This is a genomic window from Amycolatopsis sp. La24, assembly GCF_029087445.1.
Lineage (GTDB): Bacteria > Actinomycetota > Actinomycetes > Mycobacteriales > Pseudonocardiaceae > Amycolatopsis > Amycolatopsis nivea.
The window spans coordinates 99,032-112,603 of record NZ_JARACH010000014.1 but is presented as its reverse complement, the minus strand read 5'-3'; the positions used below and the strand labels follow the sequence as shown (position 1 = coordinate 112,603).

10 protein-coding genes are annotated in these 13,572 nt (G+C 70.9%); 9 read left to right on the top strand and 1 reads right to left on the bottom strand.

All coding sequences use genetic code 11. The features are described 5' to 3' along the window. Positions 1-70: 70 nt before the first annotated feature. Complete coding sequence (locus PUT80_RS16450; RefSeq protein ID WP_043831411.1) at positions 71-1,516, bottom strand: CCA tRNA nucleotidyltransferase; 1,446 nt, start codon at positions 1,514-1,516, stop codon at positions 71-73. A gap of 101 nt (positions 1,517-1,617) precedes the next feature. Between PUT80_RS16450 and PUT80_RS16445 the strand changes: the two genes are divergently transcribed. The 9 genes from PUT80_RS16445 to PUT80_RS16405 all read left to right on the top strand — a co-directional run bounded on the left by PUT80_RS16445 (position 1,618) and on the right by PUT80_RS16405 (position 12,808). After that, the gene (locus PUT80_RS16445; protein WP_037809118.1) at positions 1,618-2,124 is read left to right on the top strand and encodes an NUDIX hydrolase; all 507 of its coding nucleotides are present in this window, start codon (positions 1,618-1,620) and stop codon (positions 2,122-2,124) included. A 14-nt stretch (positions 2,125-2,138) separates the two neighbouring features. Next, positions 2,139-4,301: a DUF6049 family protein gene (locus tag PUT80_RS16440; protein ID WP_275292642.1), complete on the top strand. Its 2,163-nt coding sequence runs from the start codon at positions 2,139-2,141 to the stop codon at positions 4,299-4,301. 702 nt (positions 4,302-5,003) lie between these two features. Then, entirely contained in the window at positions 5,004-6,782 is a 1,779-nt protein-coding gene (murJ, locus tag PUT80_RS16435) for a murein biosynthesis integral membrane protein MurJ (RefSeq protein WP_235146700.1), read from the top strand. 79 nt (positions 6,783-6,861) lie between these two features. After that, positions 6,862-8,460, top strand: coding sequence for a protein kinase family protein (locus PUT80_RS16430; RefSeq protein ID WP_037809120.1), 1,599 nt, complete (start codon positions 6,862-6,864; stop codon positions 8,458-8,460). 31 nt (positions 8,461-8,491) lie between these two features. Beyond that, the gene (gene sigM, locus PUT80_RS16425) at positions 8,492-9,157 is read left to right on the top strand and encodes an RNA polymerase sigma factor SigM (protein ID WP_043831404.1); all 666 of its coding nucleotides are present in this window, start codon (positions 8,492-8,494) and stop codon (positions 9,155-9,157) included. Beyond that, positions 9,154-9,951 carry a hypothetical protein gene (locus PUT80_RS16420; RefSeq protein ID WP_134728051.1) on the top strand — a complete coding sequence of 266 codons (798 nt, stop codon included), beginning with the start codon at positions 9,154-9,156 and terminating at the stop codon, positions 9,949-9,951. Before sigM ends, PUT80_RS16420 begins: the two co-directional genes overlap by 4 nt. A gap of 95 nt (positions 9,952-10,046) precedes the next feature. Next, a complete protein-coding gene (trxB, locus tag PUT80_RS16415) occupies positions 10,047-11,039 on the top strand; it encodes a thioredoxin-disulfide reductase (RefSeq protein ID WP_037809124.1) in 993 nt (330 codons plus the stop codon). Positions 11,040-11,067: 28 nt separating this feature from the next. Further along, the gene (trxA, locus tag PUT80_RS16410) at positions 11,068-11,391 is read left to right on the top strand and encodes a thioredoxin (protein ID WP_009085330.1); all 324 of its coding nucleotides are present in this window, start codon (positions 11,068-11,070) and stop codon (positions 11,389-11,391) included. 268 nt (positions 11,392-11,659) lie between these two features. After that, on the top strand, positions 11,660-12,808 hold the full coding sequence (locus PUT80_RS16405; RefSeq protein WP_037809125.1) for an N-acetylmuramoyl-L-alanine amidase: 1,149 nt from the start codon (positions 11,660-11,662) through the stop codon (positions 12,806-12,808). Positions 12,809-13,572: the final 764 nt, after the last annotated feature.

Genomic DNA, 13,572 nt, shown 5'->3' with positions numbered 1-13,572 from the left:
GCCCGGGCGATGATCCAGAGGCCAAAGGGGGATCGTGGTGAACCCGCGATCCCGAATTCATTTCTTGGGGCTATTCGCCCGAACCGAGGCCCTCCGCCGCCGCCCACTTCTTCAGCTCGGCGACCGCCTCGTCGTGCTCCAGCGGACCGCGGTCCAGCCGCAGCTCCTTGAGGAACTTCCAGGCCTGCCCGACCTGCGGGCCCGGCGGGAGGCCGAGCAGCCGCATGATCTCGTTGCCGTCGAGGTCCGGCCGGACCCGGTCAAGATCCTCCTGCTCCTTGATCCGCGCGATGCGGGCCTCGAGATCGTCGTAGGTCGCCTGCAGCGCGGCCGCCTTGCGCTTGTTGCGCGTGGTCGAATCGGCGCGGACGAGCTTGTGCAGACGGGTCAGCAGGTCGCCGGCGTCGGTGACGTAGCGGCGGACCGCCGAATCGGTCCACTCGCCGCCGCCGTACCCGTGAAACCGCAGGTGGAGGAACACGAGCTGGGAGACCTGCTCGATGATCTCCTTCGAGTACTTCAGCGCCCGCAAACGTTTGCGGGCCATCCGAGCACCGACCACCTCGTGGTGGTGGAAGCTCACGCCGCCGCCCTGGGTGAACTCGCGGGTGGCCGGTTTGCCGATGTCGTGCAGCAGCGCGGCCAGCCGCAGCACGAGGTCCGGCTCGCTGGTCGGTTCGTGCGATTTCTCCAGCTCGATCGCCTGCGCGAGCACGGTCAGCGAATGCTGGTAGACGTCCTTGTGCTGGTGGTGCTCGTCGATCGCCAGCCGCATGCCGGGCAATTCGGGCAGCACCCGGTCGGCCAGCCCGGTGTCGACCAGCAGCTCAAGGCCCGGCCGCGGGTCGGGGGCCAGCATCAGCTTCGACAGCTCGGTCTGGACCCGTTCGGCGGTGATCCGGTCGATCTCCTCGGCCATCGACGTCATCGCCTCGACCACGCGCGGCGACGCGGTGAAGCCGAGCTGCGCGGAGAACCGGGCCGCGCGCATCATCCGCAGCGGGTCGTCGGCGAACGACTCCTGCGGCAGCGCCGGGGTGTCGAGCACCTTCAGCCGGAGCGCGTCCATGCCGTCGTGCGGGTCGATGAACGTCTTCCCGACCAGGTCGATCGCCATCGCGTTGACGGTGAAGTCGCGGCGCAGCAGGTCGCCCTCGATGGTGTCGCCGAAGGTGACCTCGGGGTTGCGGCCGACGCGGTCGTAGCTGTCCGCGCGGAACGTGGTGATCTCCAGCGTCGTGCCGTTCTTGGTGACGCCGACGGTGCCGAACGCGATGCCGACGTCCCAGACCGCGTCACCCCATTCGCTCACGATCTGCAGCACCCGGTCCGGGCGCGCGTCGGTGGTGAAGTCGAGGTCGTTGGACAGCCTGCCGAGCAGCGCGTCGCGCACGCTGCCACCGACCAGGTACAAGCTGTGGCCGGCGCGGGCGAAGCGCTCGGCCAGCTCGTCGGCCAACGGGGACACTCGCATCAATTCCGTCACCGCGTTCTGCTGGGCGACCAGGTTGTTCACTCGAATCCCACCACGAAAATGACGCCGCCACCGCGGACGCCGCCGGACACGGACACGGAGAGCCAGAGTACCCGGGCGACCGTTTGCTCTAGCATCGCAGCATGTCTGGATCCGCCGGTCGCGCCGGGCCGCCGACGCCGCGCCGGCGGCGACGGCGCCACCGCGGCAGGCGGCTGACCACGGTCGACGAGACCTCGGCGGGCGGACTGGTCGTCGACCCGGAGCGCGAACACGCGGTGCTGATCGGGCGGCTCGACCGACACGGCAGACTGCTGTGGTCGCTGCCGAAGGGCCACATCGAGGACGGGGAGACGGTGGAGCAGACCGCGGTGCGCGAGGTGAAGGAGGAAACCGGCATCTCCGCGCGCGTCCTGCACCCGCTTGGCGCCATCGATTACTGGTTCGTCGCGCAGCAGCGCCGGGTGCACAAGACCGTGCACCATTTCCTGCTCGAAGCCACCGGTGGCGAACTGTCGGACGAGGACGTCGAGGTGACCGAGGTCGCCTGGGTTCCGCTGGCCGAGCTGGAGACCACCCTCGCCTACGCGGACGAGCGCAAGCTGGTTCGCGGGGCAGCAGAACTTTTCGCGCCCGACGAGCGCGGCTGAGAGGGAGCACCCGAGTGAAGCGGCCCGCCGCCTTCTTGCTGTCTTTGCTGATCGTCGCCGCCACCGCGTTGTTCGGTGCGCCGGCGGGCGCGCAGGAGAATCCGTCTCCGGAACCGGCGCGGCTGCGGCTCGACCTCGGCCAGCTGACCCCGCGCGTGATTTCCAGCGCGGACCAGGCGATCACGGTGGCCGGGACGGTCACCAACACCGGATCGCGCCGGATCGTCAAGCCGATGGCCCGGCTGCAGATCGGCGAACGCCTCGCCAGCCCGCGCGCGATGGACTCGGTGCTCGCCGGGACCCCGGTGCAGGACACCCCGCTGACCGAGTTCACCACGCTCGCCGAGGACCTGGAGCCCGGTCAGAGCGCCCGGCTGAACATCACCGTGCCGCTCACCGGGCCGCGCGGCGCTGGCCTCCGGCCGGGCGTGTACCCGCTGCTGGTGAACGTGAACGGCACCCCGGAGTACGGCGGCCCGGCCCGGCTCGCCGCGGTGAGCTTGCTCATGCCGGTGCTGTCGACGCCGGGTCACGCGAACAACCAGTCGACGCAGCGGCATTCGAAACTGGCCGTGCTGTGGCCGATCACCGACAGCACCCCGCACGTCCAGTCCGCCCCGTTCGGCGTGCCGATGACGCTGACCGACGATTCGCTCGCCGACCAGCTGAGCCCCGGCGGACGGCTGTATTCGCTGGTCTCGGCGGCGCGAGCGGCGCAGGAGACGAATCCGAAGATCGGCGGCTCGCTCTGCTTCGCGCTCGATCCGGACCTGTTGCGCACCGTGGACGCGATGAAGAACGGCTACCGGGTCAGCGGCGGGGCGACGGGCAAGGGCGCGGACGCCGCGTCGAACTGGCTGGCGGCGCTGCGTGCGCTGGTCACCGGCCGGTGCGTGATCCCGCTGCCGTTCGCCGACGCCGACCTCACCACGCTGGGCAAGATCCGCGGCGCCGACGGCAACCCCGACGCCGGCCTCATGACCACGGCGCTGAACGGCACCGCGACGATCCGCCAGGTGCTCGGCGTCGAGTCGAAGAGCGGCGTGCTGTGGCCGGGCGGGACGCCGGACGACAAGGCGCTGTCGGCGATTTCGTCGGGCGGCTTCCAGACCGTGCTCACCGACAGCGGCAAGCTGCGGGCGGGCGGTGACGACGAGACGGTCACCGGCGCGGCGACCCTGTCCGACGGCCTGCGCGCGCAGCCGACCAACTCGATGGCCACCGCCGGTCTCACCGGATTCACGCCGAGCCCGCAGGCGCCGACCACCTACAGCGGAGCGTCGCAGCGCGCGGTCTCCACGCAGAACGGTCTCGCCGCGGTCGCGTTCGAAGCCGGGCTCGGCCGCACCGAAGGAACCACCGGCGGGCCGCTGCTCATCGCGCCGCCGCGGCGTTGGGACGCCACCACCGACGAACTGAACGCCTTCCTGTCCGGGCTCGGCAAGCTCACCACCGCGGGCGTGACGGCCGGTTCGACGCTCGACGACCTGCTCGGCACCGCGCCGGAAGGCAGCGCTTCGCTGGCCGCGGACACCCGTTCGGACGGCGGCGCGGCGGTCGCCGGCCAGCTGTCCGGCCTCGACCAGGACGCCACCGGCCTGGTGTCGGCGATGCAGGTCGACCAGCGGAACCAGGTCGAACCGAAGGCCGTCGTCGGTCCGGTGCGCGACGCGCTGGTCCGCGGCAGCTCGACCGCGTTCGGCCCGTCGGCGGTGGCGTCCGCCTCGGCGAACGCCACCGCGGAGCTCGCCGCGATCCGCGACCAGGTGACCGTCGAACAGCCGAAGCAAACGTTTGCGCTCGCGTCCGGGTCCTCGCCGCTGCCGGTGTACGTGCACAACGACCTGCCGGTCGGCGTCACCGCGCAGATCGTGCTGCGGAACAACATGGGCGTCCGGCCGGAACAAGCGGGCAAGAACCTGCTTTTCCCGGCGAAGGGCGGGCAGACCAAGTACGTGCAGATCGAGGCGCTGCGGGCCGGCCGCCTGTCGGTCGATGTGTCCTTGACCACCCCATCGGGCACGGATCTCGGCGCGACCGCGCGGTTCGAGCTGACCTCGACCGAATACGGCCCGATCACCATCATCGTCACCGTCGTCGCTGGTTGCGCGCTGCTTCTGCTGGCGTCCCGGCGGATCTACCGGCGGATCAAGGAAAGCCGCGGCGGCACGCCCTGACAGGCCAAGGGGCCGGGTGCTCGCGCCCGTTCCCGATTACCCTGAGTCCGCGCTGCCACAATGGCAGGGGCAAGGGGACCGCCGAGGATTGGGCACGCGTTGGACAAAGAGCCGGGTCAACCACCCGAGCGTGCGGGTCGTCCTCGGCGGGACGGCGCGGCGCCGAGGCGGAGCGACCAGCCTCGCCGCGCGGTGCGGGACGCCCGTCGCCAGCCGCCCCCTCCGCCGCCGCCCGCCGACCGCAGGCAGCCGCCGCCCAACGGCACCCGCCGGATGCCGTTGCCCGACGAACGTCCGCCCGCCGACCGGGCGCCCTCCGACCGGGTCCAGCCGCGCCGGATCGACCCGCGCCGCGGCGACCCCCGTGAACCCCGCGAACCTCGGGAACCCCGTGACCCCCGGGACCGCGCGCCGCGCCGGGTCCCGCCGCCGCCGCCGAACGGCCAGCGTCCGGCCCCGACCAGGGCCGCCATGCCGCCGGTGCGCAGGCCGCCCCCGCCGAGGCAGTCCGGGCCGCCGTCCGGCCCGCAGCAGCTCCCGCCGTCGGGTCCGCAGCCGATCCCGCCGAACCAGCCGCCGAACCGCGGCCAGCTCCCGCAGCCGACCCCGCCGCCCGCGAACGTGCCGGGCCCGCAGCCGCCGGTGCACCGCGGCCGCGGCCCGCGTCCCGGCACGCCGATCCGGCCGTGGCAGGAAGAGGCGATGCGGGACCCGGACGCCACCCGATTCATCCCGCGCACCGCGGGCGTTCCGCTGGCGGCCCCCTCGCGCTGGCCGACCGCCGACCCGGACGTGCTGCGCCCGTACGACGCGCTGGCCACCCAGGTCATGCCGCGGATCAAGGACGCGCCGCTCGCGCGTCCGGCCGAGGCACCCGAACAGCCGAAGGACGAGGGTCCTTCGGTCGCGAAGGAATCCGGCCGGATGGCGATCGCGTCGCTGATCAGCCGGATCACCGGGTTCCTGTGGAAGGTGCTGCTCGTCGCGGCGATCGGCAACGGGATCGCGACCGACTCGTTCAACGTCGCGAACACGATGCCGAACATCATCTTCGAGCTGCTGCTCGGCGGCGTGCTCACCAGCGTGGTGGTGCCGCTGCTGGTGCGTTCGCAAGACGACCCCGACCACGGCCAGGCCTACGCGCAACGGCTGCTGACCACCGGCGTCACCGTGCTGTTCATCGGCACCGTGATCGCGGTGATCGCGGCGCCGGCGTTCACGTCGCTGTACATCGATTCATCCGGCAACGCGAGCGCGGGCCTGACCACCGCGTTCGCCTACCTGCTGCTGCCGGAGATCTTCTTCTACGGCGTGTTCGCGCTGGTCTCGGCGATGCTGAACGCGAAGCACGTGTTCGGTCCGACCGCGTGGGCCCCGGTGATCAACAACCTGGTGGTCATCTTCACGATCCTCGTGGTGTGGTTGATGCCCGGTTCGATCGACACCGGCAATCCGTCGCTCACCGATCCGAAGGTGCTCACGCTCGGTCTCGGCGTCACCGGCGGCATCGCCGCGCAGGCGCTCATGCTGATCCCGCCGCTGCTGCGGTCGGGCTTCCGCCCGCGCTGGCGCTGGGGCCTGGACAGCCGGATGAAGGAGTTCGGCGGGCTGGCCCTGTGGGTCGTCGGCTACGTCGCGGTCAGCCAGGTCGGCCTCACGATCACCACCCGCGTGCTCACCAAGGGCACCTCGGGCGGCGTCACCGCCTACAACTACGCGTGGCTGCTGTTCCAGCTGCCCTACGGCGTGCTCGGCGTCTCGCTGCTGACCGCGATCATGCCGCGAATGAGCCGTGCCGCCGCCGACGGCGACACGAAGAAGCTGGTCAGCGACCTGTCGTATGCCTCGCGGATCTCGACGGTGACCCTCGTCCCGATCTCCGCGGTGATGACGATCGTCGGCTCGTCGATGGGTGTCGCGCTGTTCGCGCTGGGCAAGGGCTCGCTGGAGGGCGCCGAGCGGATGGGCCAGGCGCTGGCGATCACGGCGTTCGCGCTGCTGCCGTACGCGCTGGTGATGCTCCAGATGCGGGTGTTCTACGCGATGAAGGACGCCCGCACGCCGACGTTGATCATGATCGTGATGACCGTGGTCAAGGTGCCGCTGCTGTTCCTGTGCCCGGTGCTGTTGAACCCGGAGAACGTCGTGCTCGGCGTGATGATGGTGAACGCGCTGACCTACGTGATCGGCGCGATGCTCGGCCAGGTGTGGCTGTGGGTGACGCTCGGCAACCTGCGCAGCAAGCGGGTGATCGGGGTGATCCTGTTCACGGTCGTGGCGAGCGTCCTCGGGGTCGGCGCGGCGTGGGTCGTCGGGCTGATCGTGCCCTCGTCCCTCGGCCCGGTTCTGCACGCCTGGATCAAGCTCGTCCTGCAGGGACTCGTCGGGATCGTGGTCTCGTTCGGGGTGCTCATGGCGCTGAAGGTCGAGGAGCTGAAGCCCGTAACATCGAGATTCACCCGATTGATCAAGCGCGGGTAACGATTGATTCACGACTCACGACGCTTCTACGGCTGATGATCCGGGTACCCTCGGTGCCGGGAGCGAAGCGGGAGAGAGCGTGGACACGAGACGAAGCGAGCAGGCGGGGGACGCCGCGGGCATTCGCGCCCGGGGCGGATCGCTCGCGCCCGGACGCGTCGTAGGGGACGGCCGGTATCGCCTGCTTGCCCAGTTCGGGGTAGACGAGCGGGCCGCCGCGCACCTCTGGCGCGCGCGGGACGGGCAGCTCAAACGAGACGTCGCACTGACGCTGCTGGTCGGCGATCCGGCCGATCCGGAGGCGGCGCGGCAGGCGAGGCGCACCCTGGAACGGGCCGCGCACGCGTCTAAGTTCGGGCACGGCGGCGTCGCGCGGGTGCTGGACGTGCTCAGCCTCGGCAGCGGCGTCACCTCCAGCGAGGGACTGCTCGGCGTCGTGGTGGCGGAGTGGACCAAGGGCAGCGACCTGGTGGACCTGGTCGCGCAGCGCCCGGTGGCCCCCGCCGCGGCCGCGCGGATGGTGCAGGCGCTCGCCGAAGCGGTCGACCACGCCCACCAGAACGGTCTCGTCCTCGGCCTCGACCACCCGCAGCGGCTGCGGCTCACGCCGGGCGGCGCGCTCAAGCTCGCCTTCCCCGGCCCATTGCCGGAAGCGACTCTCCGCGACGACGTCAAGGCGCTCGGCGCGGTGCTGTATCTGCTGCTCACCGGACGCTGGGCGCTGCCGGGCGGACCGCCCGCGATCCCCGCGGCCCCGCTCACGCCGCAGGGGCACGTGGTGCCGCCGCGGTCGCTGGTGCCGGCGGTGCCGCCGGAGCTGTCCTCGCTGGCCGTGCGCACGATCGAGGACGGCGGCAGCGGCGGGATCCGCACCAGCTCGGCCATTCTGCGCGTGCTCGGCCAGGTCGCCGAGCAGGAGGAACGCACCCAGCTGATCAACGCGGTCGGCAAGGACGACCCGGCGGCGGAGACCGACGGCACGATCTGGACCACGAAGAAGCCGGTGAAGGACGTCGCGCGGCGGCGGAAGCTGGCCTTCGGCGTCACCGTGCTGGTGGTCGCGACCGTGGTCATCCTCGCGTGGGGCGGGCTGATGCTGATCAACCTGTTCCAGGGCGACGGCAAGCCGACCGGTCCCACGATCAACGTCGCGGCCCCGCCGAGCAGTGCTCCGGCGAAACCGGGCAACCCGGCGCCACCGCCGGGCAACCAGCCGCCCGCGGCGCCGAAGATCGGCGACCCGGTGGCCCCGAAGTCGGCGACGCTCTACAACCCGCAGGGCTCCGGCGACAACGCGGGCCGGGCGAAGAACACGATCGACGGCGACCCGGGCACGGTCTGGAAGACCGACCAGTACCAGCAGCAGCTGCCCGCGCTGAAGCCCGGCGTCGGCATCGCGGTCTCGTTCGACAACCCGGTGAACCTCGCGCAGGTGAAGATTAGCGCGGACAGCCCGGGCACGAAGGTCGAGATCCGGTCGGCGGACAGCAAGAATCCGCAGCTCGACGACACGAAGGTGGTCGGAAGCGGCGACCTGAACGGGCCGGACACCACGATCACCCTGCAGCAGCCGACGCAAAGCCAGTACTTCATCGTCTGGATCACCCAGCTGGGCGACAACGGCGGCGACGGCTTCCTGAGCCAGATCGGAGAGCTGAGCTTCCTGCCTGCGGCGTGAGCTGCGAGCACGACTCAGTAGGCTCTGCCGGGTGACGGCTGCAGCTCCCACGGATGCGGATCTGATCGCGGCGCACGCCGCGGGCGATCCGCATGCGTTCAGTGAACTGGTCCGGCGGCATCGAGACCGCATGTGGGCGGTAGCGCTGCGCACGCTGCGCGATCCGGAAGAGGCGGCGGACGCGCTGCAGGAGGCGTTCATCTCGGCCTTCCGCGCGGCGGGCAAGTTCCGCGCGGAGTCGCAGGTCACGACCTGGCTGCACCGGATCGTGGTGAATGCGTGCCTCGACCGGATCCGGCGGAAGCAGGCCCGGCCGACCGTGCCGCTGCCCGAGACCGGCGAGTACAACGAACCGGCCGCGCCCGGCGACTCGATGGCCGAGAAGGAGACCAGCCTGCTGGTCCGCAAAGCGCTCGACGAGCTGCCCGAAGACCAGCGCGCGCCGATCCTGCTCGTCGACGTCGAGGGCTATTCGGTGGCCGAGACGGCGAAGATGCTCGGCATCGCCGAGGGCACGGTCAAGAGCCGGTGCGCGCGCGGGCGGGGAAAACTCGCGAAGGTTCTCGGGCATCTGCGGAACCCGGACGGGGGTGGCGACGTCCCAACTAACGAAAGCAAACGCAAGCACGCCACTTCGGAGGGGTCCCGGAGTGCCGGGCGAGCCCAGCGCTCGCCGGGGAACGGGGAGGGACGATGACGGACGAGAGCCGGGGGGCAGGCGGAACCATCGGGCCGCCCTGGTCTGTCGACCTGCTCGCCGACCTCCACGCCGGGGTCCTCGACGACCAGGAGGCAGCGCAGCTGTGGCCGCGGGTGAACGCGGATCCGGAGGCGCGCGCGATCATCGAGGCCCTGGAGGCGACCACCGCCGACCTGTCCGCGCTCGCCGCGGAACCGGCGCCGCCGATGCCCGCCGAGTTCGCGGCAAGGCTCGACGCCGCGCTCGCCGCGGAGTCGGCGGCCCGGCAGGAGGCGACGTTTCCGGCGGCCGCACCGGAGCCCGCTGAACAGGCGGTCGCGCCGGTGGTGGACCTGTCGGCGGCGCGGAAACGGCGGAACCGGCAGCTCGGCTGGGGCGCCGGGATCCTGACCGCCGCCGCGGCCGCCGCGGTAGCGATCACGCTGACCGTTCCCGGTGCGACCAAGACCAATACGTCCGGTGTCGCCGCGCCCGCGCCGTCTTCGGCAAGCGGCCCGTCCGTCGGCAGCGACGGCAGCGGTGCGGAAGCGCTGCTGGGCGGCGGTCTCGGCGTGCGGAACTACGGTCCGCTGCAGGACTCGAAACGCTTCGACGCGTGCGTCGCGGCGGCCGGCATGGACCCGGCGGTGCGGCCGGAGGGCGTGCGGCCGGTGACCGTCGAGGGCAAGCCGGGCGTGGTGGCGATTTACACCACCGGCAAGCTCGCGCAGTTCCGGCTGGTCGCGTTCGGCGCGGACTGCGGGCCGGGGAACGCGGACAAGCTGTTCGACAAGGTGGTCGGCAAGAAGTAGCGGGCAGGACGTAGCGGGCGTCACCGCCGGGAACACCTCCACCTACGATCGTGTTGAGCCTGGAGCACAGGTCATGACGAGCGGAGGGTTGACGGGTGGCTGCCGAGGAAATCAGGAACCTGATCGTCGTCGGGTCGGGTCCTGCCGGTTACACCGCAGCGGTCTACGCGGCGCGCGCACAGCTCGAACCGCTGGTGTTCGAGGGCACGCAGTTCGGCGGCGCGCTGATGACGACCACCGAGGTCGAGAACTTCCCGGGCTTCCGCGACGGGATCCAGGGTCCGGACCTGATGGAGGAGATGCGCAAGCAGGCCGAACGGTTCGGCGCGGAGCTGCGCGCGGAGGACGTCGAGTCGCTTGAGCTGACCGGCGACGTGAAGTACGTCGTCGCGAACGGCAAGCGCTACGCCGCCCGCGCCGTCGTGCTGGCCATGGGCGCCGCCGCGCGGTACCTGAAGGTGCCGGGCGAGCAGGAGCTGCTCGGCCGCGGCGTGTCCGCCTGTGCGACCTGTGACGGTTTCTTCTTCCGCGACCACGACATCGCGGTGGCCGGCGGCGGCGACTCGGCGATGGAGGAGGCGACCTTCCTGACGAAGTTCGCCAAGTCCGTCACGATCGTGCACCGCCGCGACGAGTTCCGGGCGTCGAAGATCATGCTCGAACGCGCTCGCGCGAACGACAAGATCAAGTGGCAGCTGAACTCGCAGATCACCGGCGTCGAAGGCGACGGGACCGTGTCCGGCCTGAAGGTGCGCGACACGCAGTCCGGCGAGGAGAAGACCCTCGACGTGACCGGGTTCTTCGTCGCGATCGGCCACGATCCGCGCAGCGAACTGGTGCGCGGTCAGGTGGACGTGGACGAGGACGGCTACGTGCTCACGCAGGGCCGCACGTCGTACACGAACCTGCCCGGGGTGTTCGCCGCCGGCGACCTCGTGGACCGCACCTACCGGCAGGCGATCACCGCGGCCGGTTCCGGCTGCAGCGCGGCGATCGACGCGGAACGATGGCTCGCGGAGCACGGCGAGGCCGAGGCGAACGAAGCACCGGAACTGGTCGGCGGCGGCTACGGCGCCGGCGAGCACTGACTTTCCCACCGAGTTGAAGGAGCAAGCGATGTCCGAACCCGTGAAGGTGACCGACAAGTCGTTCGTGGACGACGTCCTGACCAGCGAGAAGCCCGTTCTCGTCGACTTCTGGGCGACCTGGTGCGGGCCGTGCAAGATGGTCGCCCCGGTGCTCGAGGAGATCGCGAAGGAAAACGGCGACAAGATCACCGTCGCGAAGCTCGACATCGACGAGAACCCGAACACGGCGCGTGACTACCAGGTGATGTCGATTCCGACGCTGATCCTGTTCCAGGGCGGCAAGCCGGTGAAGCAGATCGTGGGCGCGAAGCCGAAGGCCGCGCTGCTGTCCGATCTCGCCGACGTGCTCTGAGCGGTCCACCTGCTGAGAACCCGGGCCAGCGGCTATCGACTCGCCGGTCCGGGTTCTCGCACGTTCGGGAACCACCCGCACGGGGGTGGGCGCGCAGGTGCACTCGGCGTGTCCGCCGCGCGGCGACGCACCCGCCGGTGGCGCACCGACCGGGCCTGCGTCCTTACCGAGAGTTCACAGGGCACAATAGGTGCCTGGGTACACCCCCTACCCGGGTTTCTGTTTCGCATCGAGCCGGTTTCGGTGCCTGAGGAAGAGCGAGGAGTGCATGCGGGTACTCCGCCGCGGTGACGCCGGTCCCGACGTCGCCGAGATCAGGTCGATCCTTGCCGGGATGGATCTGCTCCCGCCGGTGGCGGGGACCGAGCGGTACAACACGTTCGACGTCGCGGTGGAGCAGGCCGTGCGCGCGTTCCAGCAGCGCCGCGGGCTCATCACCGACGGGGTGGTGGGCCCGGCGACGTACCAGGCGCTCAAGGGCGCGAGCTATCACCTCGGGAGCCGCCCGCTCCAGTACCTTTTGTCGTCGCCGGTGCACGGCGACGACGTTTTCACTCTTCAGGAGCGGCTCACCGAACTGGGCTTCGACGCGGGCCGCCCGGACGGCTACTTCGGCCCCCAGACCGAACGCGCCCTGCGCACGTTCCAGCGCGACATGCGGCTGACGTCGGACGGCATCTGCGGCCCGGCCACCATCCGCGAACTGCACCGACTGTCCTCGCCGCGCGCTCGCGGCGGCCGCCCGGTTTTCCTGCGCGAGCAGGAGCAGGTGCGCCAGGCAGGCCCGCGGCTGCGCGGCAAGCGCATCGTGATCGACCCGGGCCACGGCGGCGAGGACCTCGGTGTCGTCGCGGGCGGCCTGCGCGAGGCGGACATCGCCTGGGACCTGGCGCGGCGGCTCGAAGGCCGGATGCAGGCCACCGGCATGGAGGCCCTGATCAGCCGGGGCCCGAACCACAGCCCGACCGATTTCGAACGCGCCCGTTTCGCCAACGACGCCGGCGCGGACCTGTTCCTGTCGCTGCACAGCGACGGCAACCCGTCGCCGCGCGCACAGGGCGTCGCGAGCTTCCACTTCGGCACCGGCAACGGCACGACGTCCACCGTCGGAGAACTGCTGGCCGGCTTCATCCAGCGCGAGGTCGCCGCCCGTACCGGCCTGCTGGACTGCCGCACGCACTACAAGACGTGGGAGATCTTCACCCGCACGCGCTGCCCGGCCGTCCGCGTGGAAATCGGCTACCTGACGAACCCGGACGACGCCGCCCGCCTTGGCGACCCCGCCTTCCGCGACGTCGTGGCCGAGGGCATCCTCATCGCGGTCAAGCGCCTCTACCTCCTCGGCGAAGGCGACCAGCCCACCGGCACCTTCACCTTCGCCGACGTACTGGCCCACGAACTGGCCAAAGCCGAATAGCCCTCTCTCGCTATTCGCCCCCTCCGGTTCTCCCTGCCTTACCCCGAGCCCACCCTGATTCGCCCTGCCCCGGCCTTTCCCCGCGAAGACCGCCCCAGGGCCCACTCAGCGCGCCCCGCCGCCGCACCGCCCTCTCAGCCCGTGTTTACCCGTGCTGACCCGCCCGCACCCCGAGCAACCACTACCCACAGTCACCACCAGCCGCCGCCCCCTCAGCGACCCCTCCCGAGCACCGCCACCCCCGAACCAACCGCACCCGCGCCCTAAAACAACCGGAGCCCCCACACCGCTTAACCGGCGCCACAAGAACTTGCGCCCCACTGCCACAACACCCACCACACCTGGGGACAGCCCCCACCCTTCCCGGGGGGCGTCCCCAGATCCATTCTATCCATCCACAGCTTTTCCACGGCCTCTATCTGCAATCTGTGGATAACTCGGGGACTCTTCCACAGTTGTGCACAGGTACCGGGAGTGGGTGTTTTCCGTGCGGATTCGAGGTGGTATGGGGCTCGTCGGACTCGGTCCTGGGGCGTCCGAGGTCCACCCCCGGCGGCGGCGAACAGGCCGGGGCTGACCTCGGGCGATGCTGGTCGAGCGGCCGTACAGCCCAGTCGGGAATGAGGGGTTGCGGTGAGCAGTGAAGCGGGCGAGCGGCGGTAGTTGTCGCAAAGGTGGGCACGGAGAGTGACCGGGTAGCCGGGGAGTGGCGGAGTACTGCGGGCTAGCCGGGACGGGCGTTCATGGTGGGTGCCAGCGAGGTC